We start from the raw sequence: 17,894 nt of genomic DNA on the forward strand, positions 1-17,894 counted from the left end.
ATGCCGCGATTCCTTCAGGCGTGGCGCTTACTCATCAGGTCAATCACGTCGACGGCGAAGGAGTACAGCAGCAAAACAAGAGACAGTGCGGCGATCCAAGTACTCAACCAAGGCTGCACGATCGGGGCCAGGCAGACGACGAGGGAAATCACCTGAATAACGCAGATCGTCTTGCGGCGGAGGCTGGGGCCGAGCGGCGCCCGTAGTCCTTGGATCAGGAAGCCGGCCGCGACGAACAGGTAGCGCAGCAGGCCGGACAGAATGATCCAGGGGCCTGCCTTGCCCTGGTCGACGACCAAGACAGCCAGGATCATGATGAACGCAGCGTCGGTTTCCTGGTCGAACAAGGCGCCGAATGGCGTTTCGTCGCCGTTCCGACGCGCATACCAGCCGTCGAAGCCATCCATGATCAAGGCGAAGGAACTCACAACGACAAAGGTCCAGGCCGCTCCGGCGCTCCAGACCTGCCCGATCGCCCCGGCGACGAGGCAGATCAGCACGCCGCGTCCCATCGTGATGGCATTGGCGGTGCCGAAACCGGCTTCGGTCCATGGGAATTGGCCCCGGAACCTGTAAAGGCCCCAGCCCACTGCTGCGATCAGGATACTGAAGGCGGTGACCGTATAAGTGATGTACATATCCGTGAAAGAGAAAAGGCGTGGCATCAGGAACAGGCCAGCGCCCAGCATGACCGCGGCCCACACGAAATGCACGGCAGGCCACGCTTTCCCGCCGAAGGCCGGGAAGGGACTGGCCCGCAAAAGGTCGCGGCCGTGTGTATCGTCTTTACGGATCATCGGAAACTCGTTAGCCAGAAACCGTCTTTACTTAAGCTAACAAGAAAATATGGACGCTTCGGCCAATAAACCAACGCTTTTATCTCGATCTTTCTGGGTCGAGGAGCCCGGCAGGGGGCGGATCCGTTCCGCGCCCCTGGCGGATTCGGACACAACCGCGGCTTCGGGCGACGTGCTCGTCCAAGCGCGGTTCGGCGCGCTCAGTCGCGGTACGGAAGCATGCGTGTTTCAGGGACGCGTGCCGCAGTCGGAATGGACGCGGATGCGTTGTCCGTTTCAGGAGGGCGATTTTCCGGGCCCGGTGAAATACGGCTATATCAATGTCGGTCGGGTTTTGGACGGGCCGGCGGCCCTGCAGGGCCGCGACGTGTTTTGTCTGTATCCGCATCAAACGCTCTACACCGTGCCGGAAAGTGCGGTGACGCCATTGCCCGATGGGATTCCGGCGGCGCGCGCGGTGCTGGCCGCCAATATGGAAACCGCAGTGAATGTGCTGTGGGACGCTGCGCCGTCAGTAGGCGACAAGATATCGGTCATCGGCGGCGGCGTGCTTGGAAGCCTCATTGCCTATCTGGCAAATCGACTACCGGGGACAGAGGTTCAAATAGTCGATCCGGATGATGGAAAAGAAAATATATATCAATCTATTGGGCTGAATTTCTGTGATCCTGATCAAGCATTGGGCGAAAGGGATATCGTGATCCATACGAGCGCGACGCAGGACGGTTTGCGCCGATGCCTCACCCTTGCTCGGAACGAAGGCCGGATCATTGAAGCCAGTTGGTATGGCGACCGGGAAGTGTCCCTCCCGCTTGGGCAGGATTTTCATTCGCGCAGGCTGCAGTTGATCGGCTCGCAGGTGGGCATGGTCTCCCCGTCGAAGCGGTCGACGCACAGCTATGCGGACCGGTTGTCCTTGGCGCTATCGCTGCTGTCGGACCCAGCGCTTGATGCATTGTTCACGCATGAGATCGATTTCGATGACCTGCCCGACCGTATGCCTGACTTCGTGGCGAATGGAAGCGGGGTGGCCTGCGTCCGAATCCGCTATCCAGACACAGTCGACTGATTTCAATTTAGGAAGGGGTTTCCCCATGTTCGCCTTGACGGTTCGCGATCACCTGATGATCGCTCATAGCTTTACCGGGGAAGTCTTTGGCCCGGCACAAAAACTTCACGGCGCGACCTATGTTGTCGATGTTGAATTCCAGTGCCGGGAATTGGACGCGGACGGGTTGGTTGTTGATATCGGTCTGGCCTCTCAGGCGCTGTCGAAAGTCTTGGAAACCTATAACTACAAGAACCTGGACGAAGTTCAGAGCCTCTCTGGGATGAACACCACCACGGAACGAATGGCGAAAGTGATTTTCGACGATATGGCCGGCTGTATCGCGTCGGGAGACCTGGGGCCCGGTGGTCCGCGTCTCTCCGGCATGAAGGTTAGCCTGCACGAGTCCCATATTGCCTGGGCCAGTTTCGAAGGGGCGTTGCCGGGCGGCGCGTGACCGCAGGCGCGGCGACGATGGTGGCGCAGGCTCCGACACTTTACTTCATCTTTCCCGGCGATCCGGATACCCGGACCGGCGGGTATGCCTATGGCCGTGAAATCGTTGCAGCCATGCGGCGTGGAGGGGCGGCGGTAAAGGTGCTCGCCTTGCCTGACGGATTCCCAAACCCGCCCGCGGACGTGCGGGAAGAAGCCGCGGGTCTTCTGGAAACAATCCCGGAAGGCGCCGCCGTGATCTTCGACGGTCTGGCTTGCGGCGCGATGCCGGAAGAGACCGTTGCACTGGCCGCAAGGGCCAAGGTTGTCGCCTTGGTACATCATCCGCTCGCGGATGAGTCGGGACTTGAAGAAAGTGCATCAAGGCGTTTTTTTGAAAGTGAAAAACGGAGTCTCGATACCGTCCGGCATATCATTGTGACCAGCGCATTCACGGCGATGCGGCTGGGCGATTTCGGTGTTGGCGAAGACCGGATCACCGTGATTGAACCGGGAACCGATGCCGCTCCCTTGGCGCGCGGAACGGCACCGTCCGGGCCGGTAACCCTGCTGACAGTCGCAAGCGTGACCCCGCGAAAAGCATATCCCGACCTGCTTAGGGCCTTGCAGCCGTTATCTGGGCTGGATTGGCGATTGGACTGCGTCGGCGGGCTGGAGATGGATCGCCGCCATGCCCATTCGGTCTTGGCGCAGGCGGCGCCGTTCGGGGACAAGGTCCGGTTCCACGGCGCGCTGCCGCCTGATGCGCTGCCGGCGCTCTATGACCAGGCGGATCTATTCGTTTCGCCGTCGCATTACGAAGGGTACGGCATGGCGATCGCGGAGTCGGCTGCCTGCGGATTACCGATCCTGGCGGCCTCCGGCGGGGCGGTTCCATTCACCACGGCCGGCAAGACCGCGATGTTGTACGATCCGGGTGACGTGGAAGCCTTATCTGCTGCGCTGAAGACGTTGCTTGTCGATCCGTCCGCACGTCAGGCGCTGAGAGAACGTGCGCTGTCGGCGCGGGAAGATCTGCCGACCTGGGATGTTTCGGGTAAGCGTTGCCGCGATCTGATGCAACGCATTATAGAGGATCAACTATCGTGACGGGTCCCGTAGAAAGTTTTGATGCGGATTGGCTCAGCTTGCGTGAACCGGCTGACGCCGCCGCGCGGTCCCGCCATTTAGCCCATATGTTGGATGCATGGCTTGCAGGCCGCAGCGGGGTTTCCATCACGGATCTCGGCGCCGGTACCGGATCGGCGATGCGTTGGCTTGCCCCACGCCTGACACTGTCGCAGCAATGGTGCTTGGTCGACGGGGACGACCGCTTGCTGAACCGTGCACGTCTGGCTGTGCCGGCGGGCGTCAGCGCCCTCGACACGCATGTTGCGGACCTTCGTGATGCCGATCTGGCGGCTGTTTTCGGCGGGGGGGACGTGGTTTCCGCTTCTGCCCTGTTGGATCTGGTCTCTTCAGCCTGGATCAACCGGCTGGTTGCCGCCTGCGCGGAAACGGGGACCGCGGCCTGGCTTACGCTTTCCGTCGATGGGGCAGATACCTGGTTTCCGCCGCTTAGGGGGGATTGGGCCGCGGGCAGGGCCTTTGCAAGGGATCAGGGGCGCGACAAAGGATTTGGTCCGTCGCTTGGCGCTAAGGCAGTGTCTTACGCGGCGAAACGGTTCCGCGCAGCGGGGTTCAAGGTCGGCACCGCGAAAAGTGATTGGAACCTTGGTCCTGATTCCGGTGCATTGCAGCGGGAATTGCTGCGCGGGCATGCCGCCGCGGCGATGGCCGCCGACCCGGCGCGCGGCCGATTGTACGAGACCTGGGCCCATCGGCGACTGAAGGCGATTGGGGCGGGGCGCGCCAGGGTCCGCATCGGTCATACCGATCTGCTGGCTTTGCCTGGATGAAGCGTCTGAATCCCAAGACGGTTTTCGTCCTGAAGGTTTTGATCTGCCTTCTGTTGCTGGGCTTTGTCTGGCATGTGGCCGGCGGGCCGGAAATATTGACCGCTCTCGCCGGTGCGGACCCGTTCTGGTTGGCGGCGGGCTTCGCCGTCATCCTGCCGCAAACCGTCTTGTCCGCGATCCGTTGGCGTCTGGTGGCATCGCGGCTTGGCGTCTTGATCGGCTTGGGCCGAGCGATCGCGGAATATTACATTGCGATTTTCCTGAACCAGGTCTTGCCCGGCGGCATCGCCGGGGATGTCACACGGGTAACACGGCATGGCTCTTCCCTGCGCAAGGAAGCGGCGGGCAGGGGATACGGCGTTGCCGCCAAGGCGGTGGTTTATGAACGTACAACAGGCCAGATCGCCATGGTGGCGCTTTCCATTCCGGGGCTTGGCCTGTGGCGTCCGGAAGCCGCATGGATCGCTGCTGCGGTCCTTATCGCACTGCTGGGTACGGCGGCGCTTGCCCCGGCGAAGGGACGGCTGGGGCGGCTGGTCGGCGATTTCCGCAAGGCAGTGCTGGTCCGCGAGGCGATCGTGGTACAGGCGGCTTTATCCGCGCTGATTGCGGGTAGTTACGTTCTGGTATTCTGGTGCTGTGTCCAAGCGCTTGGCATCACGATTTCGGTGGAGACGGCGATGACCGTCCTGCCGCCCGCCTTGCTGGCGATGGCAATTCCGATCACGCTGGCCGGATGGGGGTTGCGAGAGGCGGCGGCCGTCGGCATGTGGGTGGCCGCAGGCATGGCGGCCGGCGATGCAGCGGCGGCCTCGATCCTGTATGGATTGGTGAATCTCGCCGGGGCCCTCCCAGGGGCCGGATTTCTGTTTTCAACGTCCAGATAGTCAGGATGTTGCCCTGAAGGGAAGGGCGCATCCTTCCGCCGGTCCTCGATCGCCGAAATGCGCGACCATGCGCTGCAACACCCAATCCATGCCATACAGCGCATCTCCCCGCTTCGGAGATAGACCGGGGCGGTAACCATCTGTGAGGAAACAGGCGATCAGGTCCTTCCGGCTGCTGATCACATGGATCGGTGCGGCCCGTCCGCCCAGATTGCCGCTGACCACGCTCCAGGGCTGATGGTCGCCCAGAATGATCACCAGGTCTTCAGGCTTGGTATGCCGTTCGGCGAAGTCGAGTGCTGCCCGCAAGCTGTAGGAGGCGCCGGCGATATAACCATCCGCTGGATCCGCCCAATCGGCTTGCGTGAAACTGCCTGCTGCCTCCGCCGCCGGTGCCCAGATGGAACCGTCTAGCACCGTTTCACGATCTTCGATGAATGGCGGGATCGGCCTGAAGGGATAGTGACTGGAAATCAAGGCGACCTGGACGAAGTTGGGGCCTTCCGGCGAGATCATTTGCGGGATGCGCTCCAGGGTGAACTGGTCGGGTATGCCGAAATAGCCGAAGCGCACGCCGCCATATTCAAGGTCCTGCGCCGTATGGACATTGTCGAATCTCAACAGACGGCTCTCCGGCCAATAGCGTTGGATTCCCGGCATGAACAGTGAGGTTTCATGGCCCCCGCGCGCCAGTATCTGCGGCAGCGTGTCCAGATCCGATCGCAAATAGGCGCGATATTCCAGATTTGTGTCGATCCAGGCCCCTGCCGTGGTCGTCAGATGCGCCAGCCAACTCAACCCCCCATAGGTTGACGATTCCAACAAGGCACTGGCGATTTCCCGGCCTTCGTCCTGCAGGGTGCCGCCATATCGTTTGTAGATATCTTCGATGACCGTCCGGTGTTCGTCCCGTTCCAACAGGCTGGCGCCATAGGACTCCACGAAGATCAAATAAATGTCTGTGTCGGCCAGGCGCGGCAGCGTTGTTTCACCATCCCGGATTTCGCCGCGTTGGCGTCGATATTCTTCGACCACGGCCTTTCCGTCGTCGAACCAGAGGCTGATGATCTTGGCATGGTAGGACGCGGCCTGGATCGCGGGTGCTGAACTGGCCATGGCCTGGTTGGACAAGACGCCTGTCAGGTCCGCGGTCTGGGCGGCAACCAACAGGCTTAATCCGGCAACGGCGCGTTTTGCACCGGCCGGAGAGGCAAAAAGCGACAACTTGCGGGCAAGAACACACGCCGCATAGGCAAAAAGAATGACAACCCCGCACAGTATCGCGAGAACGGCAAGGGTGAGGGGAGCGACAATGAACCAGCCCATGGAAGCCGCCATCAGGTCCAGCACATGCGGGATCTGCGCGGCGTCGAAAATCAAGTCGATGGTCCGGCCGTAAATCGCACTGCTGGCGACATCGATCAGATGCAGTAACGCGCCGATTGACAGAAGGGCTGCTGCGATGGGCAGGCCAAAACGCCGGAAAGACCGCCAAGCAGTGGAAGCCGAGACGAGCAGCACCAGGATCACAAGTTCGATTGGCAGCTGAGCACCCAGTTTCCACCTTTGTCCATAAATATCGAATTCCAGATTGAAGAACACGAAAAGCAGAGCCACGACCGCCGCGAATATGGTGACGGCACGGAAGTTGGGAGAGGATGCTTGCGCAGTAGGAGACATAACAGTCGTCTTTGAACCACTCGGTCTGACTTGCAATGAAACGGTGGAAACCGCCGCACGGCTCCCGGTCGCGGTGCATAGGATCTGGGCAAGGGGGTACAGCGCAAGCTGTATTTTGGCGCGTCCCAAGCAGCCTTCAAGATACGCCGCCGAAGTATGTCGGCAGATGCGTATTCAGACACCTCATATGATCCTAAATTAGTTTCCGCTAAACGCGATGTTAACGAATTGCATGCCATGAAAGGGCTCATGCAAAGCGGCGGTATCGACATCGTCGCGAGCGTTCTTCGACAATCGGCACTCATTCGCTGAGGCCAATCACGAAGACCGATACTAAACTGGAATGGGCCTGATGGATTTTGCGTTGGTATTGGATCGCTTCTTAGTCCCCGTGGGGAGCGATGTCCTGCTCGTCTCCGACCTGTACAAGGGCGAGTTCAACGTTTTGCTCGTGATGCTGTCCGGGCTTGTTTCGATCGTTTGCGCCTATATAGCACTTTCCGCCGTCAGCCGTTCCCGGAAAGCCAAGAGGCTGCCCGCGCACGCCGCATGGATGGCCCTGGCATCGATCACGATGGGGGTCGGCATTTGGACGATGCATTTCATCGGCATGCTGTCTTTCCAGCTTCCTTGTGCCGTTGAATACGACCCGATACTCACCTTCCTCTCGATTTTGCCAAGTATCGTCGCCAGTATGATCGCCTTGTCGATCGTCCGTTTGCGACGCAAGACGCCGTTGCCCCTCCGTCTTCTGGGCGGCGTGCTGATGGCGGCCGGTATCGCTGCGATGCATTATACAGGGATGGCGGCCATGCGAATGGATGCGATCCTGTACTACGACGGTATGCGTGTCGGGCTTTCCGTTGTCGTGGCGGTTGTCCTGGCCTGCCTGGCGATAAGCTTTCCGAGTTTCATTCTTGGAAATACCGGCGCGAAACTGCTCACATTCTTCGGAAAGTACGGCGTTGGCCGAAGCACGGCCATGGCGGTGTTATCCGCGGTCGGGCTCGGTTTGGCGGTCACGGGAATGCACTACACCGCCATGTGGGCGGCGATCTTCCTTCCGAGCCAAACGCATGTGACCGGTACCGAATTGTGGGAGCCCTCCTTCTTGGCGCTGCTGATCATGCTGGCCGTTGCTTTGTTGGCGACCGCGGTTGTGTCGGTCGTTTTTGCGTCGAAACAGCGCATGCTGGCCGATGAATTGAAGGCCGAGGTAGCGTTGAGGTCCCGGGTCGAAGCGGCGGTTGATGAGCAAAGGGCACGACTGCAGGCGATCATCGACAATGTCGTCGACGGTATCATTACAATCAACGCCTCCGGCACGATCCAACATTGGAGTCCTGCAGCTCAAGCCTTGTTCGGCTATGCCGATGACGAAGTCACCGGCCAAAACGTAAGCATGCTCATGGCCGAACCTTTCCTCGATGACGATGGCGGCGCGCTTAACGAGTTTCACCCTAGGGAGCGTCGGCAGGTCATCGGTGTGGGGCGCGAAGCCGTTGGCTTGCGAAAGGACGGCTCGAGCTTCCCGTTGGATCTTTCGATCGGATATGGAGAGGTTGGCGGAAAGCCCTTTTATACGGGTGTGGTGCGGGATCTGACGCAAAGAAAGAAGGAACTTGCGATCCTGGAGGAGGCGCGTGACCGCGCGGAAAAGGCGGTTAAGGCCAAATCGGAATTTCTAGCGAATATGAGCCACGAAATCCGGACGCCGATGAATGGCGTGCTTGGGTTCCTTGGCCTTGCTCTCGACACGACGGATCTGAGCGACGAGGTGCGTTCATACCTCAATACGGCACAGAGATCTGCGAACAATCTGCTCGTCATCATCGATGACATTCTGGATTTCAGTCGTTTGGAAAGCGGTCGGATCAGGTTGGAAAACGTATCATTCGATCTACACGAATTGGTTCGCGAGACCGTGCATGGCCTGTCGACGTTGGCCTTCGACAAGTCATTGGCTCTCAATACGAAGATCGACGATAGGGTTCCCAGGAATGTGGTGGGGGATCCGATGCGCATTCGGCAGATCCTGATCAACCTGATCAGCAACGCGATCAAGTTCACACATGAAGGCAGTGTTGCAGTAGAGGTGACCCTATCCACAGCGGATTCCGAACAGATCCTGTTTTCGGTTGCCGATACCGGTATCGGTATGTCGCCTGAGACACTCGAGCGAGTGCTGGAACCTTTCGAACAGGCCGATTCTTCCACACATCGCCTCTATGGCGGTACCGGATTGGGCACGACGATTTCTATGCAACTGGCCAATCTACATGGTGGTGATCTCTGGGCCGATTCGGTGGAAGGGCAGGGCAGTACTTTCTTCTTCACTGCAATGCTACCGAAAGCAGCCCATGATGAACCGATATCCGAACCGATGCCTCTTGGTGCTGCCCAATTCAGGCGTGCCACCAGCGGATCGGCTTGGGATATCGACGACCAGTCCGATGAGTTTCCGGATGAAGTAACTCCCGAAACGGCGATAGGCGCCGACCGGGAGACATTGCGGAAAATGTTTGAGGAACTCTACCGGGCTCTGGATGAGGACAATCCTGATCCCGTCGAGCTTGTCCTTGATGAAATGTCGACTGTGCTTGACCGAAAATTCGTGAACCAGATGCGGAAATCGGTCGCGCACTTCGATTTTGGGAGCGCCAGGGAAAAGGCGAACCTGATCGTTGCGGATTTACATTTACGATAGGGCTATGACGGACGTTCCTCTCCCCAAAGTGCCCAAAATTGCTGCGATCGACGACGAACCGGCGAACCTGCAGCTGATCAACGATATCCTGAAAGCTGAATACAGAATGGTCTTCGCCCGTTCCGGCGAAGACGGCATCGGCGTGATCCAGAAGCACAAGCCGGACCTGGTCCTGCTCGACGTGATGATGCCGAAGATGGATGGATTCGAGGTGATTCGTAGACTCCGCGCCAATCCGGAGACCGCACAGATCCCTGTCATCTTTGTTACGGCGAGAGGGGACCAGGAAGGGGAAGAGCAAGGCTTGGTCGCGGGGGCTGTCGACTACGTCACGAAACCGGTGCGGCCGCGTATTCTCAAGGCGCGTGTCCGAACCCATCTGGCCCTGGCGGACCAGAAGGAGAGTTATCGGCGGCAGGTTCATGAGGCGACCGGCAAGCTGGAGAAAAGCTACCACGAAGCCATCAGCATGCTGGGGGCGGCCGGCCATTACAATGACACGGATACCGGTGTTCATATCTGGCGAATGGCGGCCTATTCCGGGGCGCTGGCCCGGGCCGCATTGTGGAATGTCGAGGATTCCGCGACGCTTGAACTGGCCGCCACCATGCACGACATGGGCAAGATCGGCATTCCGCATTCCATTTTACGCAAACCTGGTAAATTGGATTCCGAGGAATGGGAGATCATGAAACGTCATGCCGAACTCGGATATGACATTCTGAGCAAGGGGTCGTCGCCTGTCTTTGTCCTGGCAGCCGATATTGCCCGTCACCATCATGAACGCTGGGACGGAACCGGTTATCCGCATGGCCTGTCCGGAAATGACATTCCAGAAGCGGCGCGCATCGTCGCGATCGCCGACGTCTTCGATGCGTGGACAATGGATCGGCCTTATAAGAAGGCTTGGCCGATCGACGAGTCGTTCGACGCGTTGCGGGAATCGGCGGGAACACATCTCGATCCGCGTCTGGTCGAACTGTTCATCGGTATCCGCGATGAAATCGTTTTCCTGAAGGAATGCTGGGAAGAGAAGGCGGCGGCGTAAAGGCCATCTAGCCGCGCAAGGCCGTGCCGGGACGGAACAGTATCGGATCATCCGAACCCGTATCGTTCGCATTCGCGGGACCGTTGCGTCGAATGATTGCCTGGACCCATCTGTCTTCGGCGACGTATTGCGGGAAATCTTCCCAATACCCTTCGAAATCACCCACTTGCGCGTCGATGAAACGGTGCTCCGATATCCGCAGCAGGACTTTTCGGACGCTAAAGGTTTCCCCGCGACGAAAAGCGAAGTACCAGACGCCGACACCTTCGAAGGAAAGGGACAGCGGCGGACGGACAGCGGATTTGTCCCGACGGTCGACGCAATAGAAATCTATCGGATCGCCGTCTGGCCGCGCCGGGTCGTATAACGCGAAGACGCAAATATCAGCCAACTCGCTCAAACGCGTCAGTTCGGCTTCTATCTTCTGTTCCATTACCAGCTTCAGCCGGCTCGTATCGGTCGTCATGCTCCTCTCCCTCTCTCGGGAAAAACTATGTGCAGCCTGTATTTCGACCGCAAGTAAATTTATGATGCGTTTTACTTCGGAACTTTTGAGCAATATTTCAGAATGCTTGAAAGCTAAGGAAAATAAGGGTTTTTCGTAAATAAAGATGCCAACTCCAACTCGGTTGAAGCATGTCGGTTGAGATCGTCATTTTTCTTATCAGCGTCGCTGTTCTATTCGTGACCAGCATTTCGATTCTGATCACGACCTTGCGGACGGGCTCCCCGCCGACGCCCTCCGGGCCGGCCTTGCGGCGGACAATTGTCGAAATGCTCGCATCCGCCGATATCGGTGAAGGTGCTATTTACGAGCTTGGAAGCGGCTGGGGCGGTCTTGCTCAGGCCTTGGCGCGCGCCAATCCGGACCGCGTCGTCATTGCCCTCGAACGCAGTTTTGTTCCCTGGCTCGCCGCGGAGACCGCGCGCAGGTTGCTGGGGCCGGCCAATTTGCAATTCCGACGGCAGGATCTCTCGCAGGCGGAGTTGTCCGATGCCGCCGCGGCGGTCTGTTACCTGTCGGGCGAAACACTGGCCCGGATTGCGCCGGTCTTGCAGGAAAGGCTACCGGCAGGCTGTCGCGTCGTTTCCGCGACCTTCGCCTGGCCAGGCTTGAAACCCGAAGCAAAGGTGACCGCGCGGGATGTCTTCCGCAGCCCGGTTTACCTCTACAGGATCCGCCCCGGTGAAGAACCATGACCGGCGGTTAGGTCTTGGACAAGGGCGTGTGAACGTGCACATACTCAATCGGCGGCGCCGCTGCCGGTGAGAAGGGCTTGGGAATGAGCGTACGGTACAAGTCGTTTGAGGACCGCGGCGTCTATGTCGGATTTCAGACGCGCGCGGTCGAATTGTGCCGTTGCCGGACGCCCAGGGTCGAACTCGACGATTATGAAGCCCTGATCCCGAACTGGAGCGGCCGCGACCATTCCTCAAGCAACGACCTGGTCATGCCGTTTATGGACGTTCCGCGATGGTGCACCCTGAACCGTCGTGATGAGATGCTGCATATGTCGGTCGAACAGCGCCGCACCCATACAGGCGGCCATCTGGATCCGATCATGATGCGTGACGTCCGTTTGGAGATCGACAAGCAATTCGGCGATGAAGTGGGGCGCAAGCTCGCCGAAAATGAACTTGAGATATCCCGTATCGACAGCCAGAACGCGTTTCTCGAGATATTGGCCATGTTTGGGCGGAACTATTCCGAACAGATCGGTATCGAGGAATTCCGCCGCGTGGACCATCGCGTTCTGAAAACGCTGGCGGAGGAATCACGCGATTCCCTCACGCGGTTGGTGCGAGTTCTTGCTCGAACCGTTTCCCGTGAAGTGGGAATGACGAGAGAGCTGCTGCAGGAACGCCTCGACGTCCTCAGCACCTTCGCGGCGCCGATCTGCTCCATTGTCACCCATGACGAAAGCAGGGATGTCGGCTACTTGAGCCGCCAGTTGGGTTTGCTGGAAACCTTCCATGCGGAACTCATGGAGTATGGGGAAACGGCGATCCAGGAAGCCCGCGACGCAATCCACGTCATCGATATCAACGTCCGGACCTTCGCCGAATATGCGAAGGCGCGCGCGATGCATATCCAGAACGCTTTGTTGTCGGAGGACTTTTATGTTTCGGACAAACGCTACAAGGACCTGTTGGACATCATCGCGCGGGAACGGATCAAGATTTCCTATGCCTTGGACGGATGGGCCAGCCATGCGACGCGATGGATGGCGCTCGGCCCCGAAGACCGGGACGAGAGGGAAAAACTGATTGGTTTCATTCTGCGGGAAATGCCGAGCCCGACCGTGGAAGTGGAAGACGAGGTCAGCCACATCATTCGTGGCGGTGACAACCTGATGTCGCTGCGCGGGCGACTGGTGAAGGAAATGCATTCCTGGATGGACGACAGCCTGGACGAAGCGCTCTACAAGCGTGTCATGGAATCCCGTGGCATGGACACCGCCGCAGGACATGATGCGTTGAAAAAGAAAAACAAGCCGGAAAAATCAGTCGATAACATCAACGATATCGTCAAGAGCGCTATCGCTTACAAAGGTGAATCCCCGTATTGAGCTGCATATCCTTTTGTCTGCGATGTTCTACGGACCGATGACGAGTCGCACGGCATATCCCACCGCGCCGATGGCCGCGACACCGGCAGCCCACAAGGCGATGAACCACAAGATTTTGCTCAGCGGTTTTTGACGCTCGCGTGTCTCTTCCCGGGACATTAATGATACCCTTCATCGGGATCGACCTTGCCGCGGAAAACCCAGTAGGCGTATCCGGTATAGGCCAGGATGATCGGTAACAGGATTGCGGCGCCAACCAACATGAAACCAAGGCTTTCATCGGGCCCTGCTGCCTCCCAAATCGTAATGCCGGGGGGCACAATCGTCGGATAGAAACTGATCCCGATGCCGCAGAAACACAGGATGAAAATTCCTAGTGTGGCGAGAAAAGGCCAGTGATCCCGGTGTTCCGTAAGTCCCCGGAAGAGATACCATGCACAGATCGCGACGAGGGCCGGCACCAGAACGCTGAATAAAACGCCCGGCCAGGAGAACCAACGGGTGAGGTAGGCCGGGTCCAACATCGGCGTCCAAACGCTGACGGCGGCGATCAGGGACAGGGTGCCGATGGCGAGGGGCCAACTGGCGCGCCGAGCCGTGCGTGCCACGCTGCCCTGGGTCTTCATCACCAACCATGTCGCGCCCAGCAGGGCATAGCCGACACATAGGGCAACACCGGTAATCAGGCTGAACGCCGTCAACCAATCCCACCAACCGCCCGCATAGGCACGGTCGTCGACGGCGATGCCCTGTACCAGGGCGCCGAGTGCGATGCCTTGCGAGAAGGCGGCCAGGGTCGACCCGCCAAAGAAACCGATATCCCAGATGATCCTGCTGCGTTCAGCCCGTGCCCTGAACTCAAAGGAAACGCCGCGGAAGACAAGTCCCAGAAGCATTGCGGTGAGCGGTGCGTAGAGCGCCGGCAGGATGGTCGCATAAGCGAGTGGAAAGACCGCGAAGAGTCCGCCGCCGCCCAGAACCAGCCAGGTTTCGTTTCCATCCCAGACCGGGGCGACGGAATTCATCGCGATATCGCGGTCATGGGTGGTTTTCAAAAAGGGAAAGAGAATACCGACACCCAGGTCGAAACCGTCCAATACGATGTATGCGAGGACCGCAAAGGCAATCAGTCCGGCCCAGATGAAAGGTAGGTCGAGTTCCATGTCGTTCCTCGTCAGGCCGATTGGTGCTTGGACGGTGTATCCAGGATGGATGCCCCCGATCCCAAACCGGCGGCGCGAACAACGCCGCGTTTCTCTGCATCACTATTGGCGTCTTCGCCGCCTGGGCGTTTGCCCATCAGCCGGATGACATAAAAAGTCCCGGCCCCGAAGACCGTGAAATAGACGACGATGAAAGCGATAAGGGAGGCACCGACGGCCGCCGCCTCGATGGGCGATGTGCTGTCCGCGGTGCGCAGTAGCCCCTGGACCGTCCAGGGTTGCCGCCCGACCTCCGTGGTAACCCATCCGGCCAGGACGGCGAGGAAACCCGACGGTCCCATCAGGACGGACATTCTGTGGAGCATTGATGCGTCATAGAGTGTTCTTCGAAAACGCGACCAGGCGCTCCATAAGCCGATACCGACCATCGCAAAGCCAAGGGCGACCATGATCCGAAAACTCCAGAACACGATCTCAGCCGGGGGACGGTCTTCCTTCGGGAACGCGGTCAAACCCCGCACCTCGCCATCCCACTCATGGGTCAGGATGAGAGAACCCAGATTGGGGATCTCCAGTGCAAAGCGGGTCTCCTCTGCCTCGTCGTCGGGAATTCCGAATAAGATCAACGGTGCGCCTTGATGCGTTTCGTAATGTCCCTCCATGGCCGCGACCTTGGCCGGTTGGTGTTCCAAGGTATTCAAGCCGTGGAAATCCCCTGCGACGACCTGCAATGGCGCCACGATCAGCGCCATCCACATGGCCATTGAGAACATGGTACGCGCCGCCTTGTCCGTTCGATCCTTCAACAGGTGCCAGGCACCGACCGCTCCGACCACGAAGGCCGTCGTCAGATAGGCTGCGAGAACCATGTGAACCAGACGATAGGGGAAGGAAGGGTTGAAGATCGCCGCGACCCAATCGGTGGGTACGAACTGACCCGCTTCGTTGATGCCGTAGCCGGCAGGCGTTTGCATCCAGGAATTCACGGACAAGATCCAGAATGCGGAAAACAACGTGCCGACCGCCACCATCAAGGTCGCGAGAAAGTGGAGGCGGGGGCCCACGCGTTTCATGCCGAACAGCATCACGCCAAGAAACCCTGCTTCCAGGAAGAAGGCGGAGAGAACTTCATATCCCATGAGCGGACCGAGGATCGGCCCGGTCATATCCGCGAATACCGACCAGTTCGTACCGAATTGATAGCTCATGACGATGCCGGAGACGACGCCCATTCCGAAGACAACGGCGAAAATCGTTTTCCAGTACTGGAAAACGCGCATGTACCGGTCTTCTCCGGTCCAAAGCCATAACCCTTCCAGGACGGCGAGGTAACTCGCCAAGCCGATGGTGAAGGCCGGAAATATGATATGGGCCGAAACGGTAAAGGCGAACTGCATGCGCGCCAGTTCCGTCGCGGTAAACAGGTCGGTCATGGGACGTGCCTTTTCTCCCGCCGTCGGCAATTCGGCGGACACTGATTTTAAGCGACCCCAGGACAAAAGTCTCTGGGTCGGTTACGAACTAGAATAAATCAATCTCAGCATATCAGTAGAAGCAGGGGCTGTGACAAAGTCACCCTCCCTAATGTGGCGGGCTGACGCAGGGGAGCGTTCAGTGGCTGGCTGTCGGGTCCTCATGATCTTCTGCGGCACATCTGGAATGATCGCTCAAAGCCTCGATCACGCGGCAATCGGAAATTTGCCCACCCGAACATTGCGTGATCATCCTTTCCAATTCGAGTTTCAAGGACGCGAGCCGACGAATTCGATGTTCGACATTGGCTAGTTGCGCCCGCGCGATCTTGTCGGCGGCCCGGCATGAATGGTCGGGCCGGTCTGAAAGGCTGAGCAGGTCGCGAACCGCCTCGAGTGGGAAGCCGAGTCCCCTTGCGTGGCGGATGAACAAGAGTCGGTCGACATCGGCTTGACTGTATCGACGCTGATTGCCGGCTGTTCTGGGTGGCGTCGGCACAAGACCGATTTGTTCGTAATAACGGATCGTCTGGACCTTGCAATCGGCCGCATCAGCGACGCGGCCGATGGTCAGGTCAAGCGCGGCGTTGGCCGTCGAAGAACCGTTCTCGCCAAAAAACTTCCCGGACAAATCGATTTACCCCTTGAAGCTACAGTTACTGTAGACATTAGGTTTAGGCTGTCCAATTGCAAGAAACCGGAAAGATTGCCGAAATGGGTGCCTGTTGCGGTGGTGAAACCAAATTCGACGGCCTTTCGAAAGGGTATCGACGCGCCTTGTGGATCGTTATTGCGATCAACGGGATCATGTTCTTCGTGGAAATGGCCGCCGGCGCGTTGGCAGGATCCCAGGCCTTGCAGGCAGATGCCCTCGACTTCCTGGGCGATAGCCTGACTTATGGGATAAGTCTGGCCGTTATCGGCATGTCCTTGCGCGCCCGTTCGACCGCGGCGCTCTTCAAGGGGATCAGCCTTGCGGTGATGGGGCTCTGGGTCTTCGGTTCGACGCTTTATCACGTCGTGATCCTTGGCATCCCGAACGCGCCGGTCATGGGGGCGATCGGTTTTCTGGCGTTGGCCGCGAACCTGACCAGTGTGCTTGTCCTGATGAAATACAGGGATGGGGATGCGAATGTGCGGTCTGTCTGGCTGTGCAGCCGAAACGACGCGATCGGTAATGTGGCGGTGATGGCGGCCGCGGGCGGTGTTGCTCTGACGAATACCGCCTGGCCGGACTTGATCGTCGCCGGCCTGATGGCCGGATTGTTCCTATGGTCGGCCGTTCAGATCCTGAAACAAGCCCTGCAGGAACGGTCGGAAAGCCGTGCGAACGGGCCGGCGGCGGCGGAATAGAAGCGGTTGCTTCTTTTGGGCCTCCCAGCCTCGGCCTGACTCTGTTAAGGCAGGCGGATGGAATGGCGCGATGACGGCATTGTCCTGAAAGTCAGGAAGCACGGAGAGAACGGGGCTATTGTCTCGTTGATCACCCGCGCCCATGGTCGGCATGCAGGGCTGGTGCGCGGAGGGCGATCGTCTCGTCTGCGCGGAATTCTTCAACCAGGCAATCTGGTGCGCGCGGATTGGCGGGCGCGTCTGGCCGACCATCTCGGCAACCTGTCAGTGGAACCGCTTGAAAGCCGTGTCGCCCCGCTATTGCTTCATCCGGGCCGGTTGGCTGCGTTGACATCCGCTTGCGCGATCCTGGAAACCGCCTTGCCGGAACGCCAGCCGGCGCTTGAGATGTTCGAGTTGATGGATCTGCTCACGCGGCATTTGGGTGACGAGGATTGGGCCGCCACCTATATCCGTTGGGAAGCAGCGATGCTGGGGGCGTTGGGCTATGGCTTGGACCTCAGTGCCTGCGCCGCCACCGGTGTTACCGAGAACCTTACCCATGTCTCACCGAAAACCGGTCGCGCGGTTAGCGAAGAGGCTGCCGGTCCTTACAAGGAACGTCTGCTGCCACTGCCGACCTTCCTGCTGGAGGACGCCGAAGCGGGCCGGGTGCCCGATCCGGACGAAATAAGGGAAGGCTTGCGTCTTACCGGATTTTTCCTCGATCAAATGGTGATGTCCCCCGCCGGCCGGCATTTGCCGGACGAGAGAGGGCGCATCTGAATCCGGCTGGGCAGGCGGTTCGGACGGCAAAAACCTGTGGATATCTTGCC

General features: G+C 59.0%; 17 protein-coding genes. 11 read left to right on the forward strand and 6 right to left on the reverse strand.

From position 1 onward, the window contains the following. Window positions 1-14: 14 nt before the first annotated feature. Window positions 15-797 (reverse strand): CDP-alcohol phosphatidyltransferase family protein, encoded by a 783-nt coding sequence (locus tag ACQK2G_RS08790; RefSeq protein ID WP_425404654.1) that lies wholly within the window; start codon window positions 795-797, stop codon window positions 15-17. 223 nt (window positions 798-1,020) lie between these two features. Between ACQK2G_RS08790 and ACQK2G_RS08795 the strand changes: the two genes are divergently transcribed. Genes ACQK2G_RS08795 through ACQK2G_RS08815 form a run of 5 tightly spaced genes read left to right on the forward strand, consistent with a single transcriptional unit; the run spans window position 1,021 to window position 5,086 of the window. Next, window positions 1,021-1,866, forward strand: coding sequence for a zinc-dependent alcohol dehydrogenase (locus ACQK2G_RS08795; protein ID WP_425404655.1), 846 nt, complete (start codon window positions 1,021-1,023; stop codon window positions 1,864-1,866). Between the two features lie 25 nt (window positions 1,867-1,891). Continuing rightward, window positions 1,892-2,302, forward strand: a complete 411-nt coding sequence (locus tag ACQK2G_RS08800) for a 6-pyruvoyl trahydropterin synthase family protein (protein WP_425404656.1) — start codon at window positions 1,892-1,894, stop codon at window positions 2,300-2,302. Continuing rightward, window positions 2,299-3,390 (forward strand): glycosyltransferase family 4 protein, encoded by a 1,092-nt coding sequence (locus ACQK2G_RS08805; RefSeq protein ID WP_425404657.1) that lies wholly within the window; start codon window positions 2,299-2,301, stop codon window positions 3,388-3,390. The genes ACQK2G_RS08800 and ACQK2G_RS08805 overlap by 4 nt, the downstream gene beginning before the upstream one ends. After that, a complete protein-coding gene (locus tag ACQK2G_RS08810) occupies window positions 3,387-4,199 on the forward strand; it encodes a hypothetical protein (RefSeq protein ID WP_425404658.1) in 813 nt (270 codons plus the stop codon). Before ACQK2G_RS08805 ends, ACQK2G_RS08810 begins: the two co-directional genes overlap by 4 nt. Then, window positions 4,196-5,086: a lysylphosphatidylglycerol synthase transmembrane domain-containing protein gene (locus ACQK2G_RS08815; protein WP_425404659.1), complete on the forward strand. Its 891-nt coding sequence runs from the start codon at window positions 4,196-4,198 to the stop codon at window positions 5,084-5,086. The genes ACQK2G_RS08810 and ACQK2G_RS08815 overlap by 4 nt, the downstream gene beginning before the upstream one ends. Here ACQK2G_RS08815 and ACQK2G_RS08820 read toward each other — a convergent pair whose 3' ends face one another. Then, complete coding sequence (locus ACQK2G_RS08820; protein ID WP_425404660.1) at window positions 5,087-6,766, reverse strand: hypothetical protein; 1,680 nt, start codon at window positions 6,764-6,766, stop codon at window positions 5,087-5,089. A gap of 352 nt (window positions 6,767-7,118) precedes the next feature. Here ACQK2G_RS08820 and ACQK2G_RS08825 point away from each other — a divergent pair, with 352 nt between their 5' ends. Both ACQK2G_RS08825 and ACQK2G_RS08830 read left to right on the forward strand, forming a co-directional pair. Continuing rightward, a complete protein-coding gene (locus tag ACQK2G_RS08825) occupies window positions 7,119-9,473 on the forward strand; it encodes an MHYT domain-containing protein (protein ID WP_425404661.1) in 2,355 nt (784 codons plus the stop codon). Between the two features lie 4 nt (window positions 9,474-9,477). Beyond that, on the forward strand, window positions 9,478-10,521 hold the full coding sequence (locus tag ACQK2G_RS08830) for an HD-GYP domain-containing protein (protein ID WP_425404662.1): 1,044 nt from the start codon (window positions 9,478-9,480) through the stop codon (window positions 10,519-10,521). 7 nt (window positions 10,522-10,528) lie between these two features. Here the strand turns inward: ACQK2G_RS08830 and ACQK2G_RS08835 are convergent, their stop codons facing one another. Further along, window positions 10,529-10,987, reverse strand: a complete 459-nt coding sequence (locus tag ACQK2G_RS08835; RefSeq protein WP_425404663.1) for a hypothetical protein — start codon at window positions 10,985-10,987, stop codon at window positions 10,529-10,531. A gap of 170 nt (window positions 10,988-11,157) precedes the next feature. Here ACQK2G_RS08835 and ACQK2G_RS08840 point away from each other — a divergent pair, with 170 nt between their 5' ends. Both ACQK2G_RS08840 and ACQK2G_RS08845 read left to right on the forward strand, forming a co-directional pair. Next, the gene (locus tag ACQK2G_RS08840) at window positions 11,158-11,721 is read left to right on the forward strand and encodes a hypothetical protein (protein ID WP_425404664.1); all 564 of its coding nucleotides are present in this window, start codon (window positions 11,158-11,160) and stop codon (window positions 11,719-11,721) included. An 83-nt stretch (window positions 11,722-11,804) separates the two neighbouring features. Continuing rightward, window positions 11,805-13,091: a hypothetical protein gene (locus ACQK2G_RS08845; protein ID WP_425404665.1), complete on the forward strand. Its 1,287-nt coding sequence runs from the start codon at window positions 11,805-11,807 to the stop codon at window positions 13,089-13,091. A gap of 158 nt (window positions 13,092-13,249) precedes the next feature. Here the strand turns inward: ACQK2G_RS08845 and cydB are convergent, their stop codons facing one another. From cydB to ACQK2G_RS08860, 3 genes are all read right to left on the reverse strand, one after another. Next, window positions 13,250-14,254 carry a cytochrome d ubiquinol oxidase subunit II gene (gene cydB, locus ACQK2G_RS08850; RefSeq protein ID WP_425404666.1) on the reverse strand — a complete coding sequence of 335 codons (1,005 nt, stop codon included), beginning with the start codon at window positions 14,252-14,254 and terminating at the stop codon, window positions 13,250-13,252. An 11-nt stretch (window positions 14,255-14,265) separates the two neighbouring features. After that, window positions 14,266-15,687 (reverse strand): cytochrome ubiquinol oxidase subunit I, encoded by a 1,422-nt coding sequence (locus ACQK2G_RS08855; RefSeq protein WP_425404667.1) that lies wholly within the window; start codon window positions 15,685-15,687, stop codon window positions 14,266-14,268. Window positions 15,688-15,865: 178 nt separating this feature from the next. Next, window positions 15,866-16,357: a MerR family transcriptional regulator gene (locus ACQK2G_RS08860; protein ID WP_425404668.1), complete on the reverse strand. Its 492-nt coding sequence runs from the start codon at window positions 16,355-16,357 to the stop codon at window positions 15,866-15,868. Window positions 16,358-16,440: 83 nt separating this feature from the next. Here ACQK2G_RS08860 and ACQK2G_RS08865 point away from each other — a divergent pair, with 83 nt between their 5' ends. After that, complete coding sequence (locus tag ACQK2G_RS08865; protein ID WP_425404669.1) at window positions 16,441-17,079, forward strand: cation transporter; 639 nt, start codon at window positions 16,441-16,443, stop codon at window positions 17,077-17,079. A 57-nt stretch (window positions 17,080-17,136) separates the two neighbouring features. Next, complete coding sequence (gene recO / locus ACQK2G_RS08870) at window positions 17,137-17,844, forward strand: DNA repair protein RecO (RefSeq protein ID WP_425404670.1); 708 nt, start codon at window positions 17,137-17,139, stop codon at window positions 17,842-17,844. Window positions 17,845-17,894: the final 50 nt, after the last annotated feature.

It is taken from the genome of Hwanghaeella sp. (assembly GCF_965227365.1).
GTDB lineage: Bacteria > Pseudomonadota > Alphaproteobacteria > UBA8366 > Aestuariispiraceae > Hwanghaeella.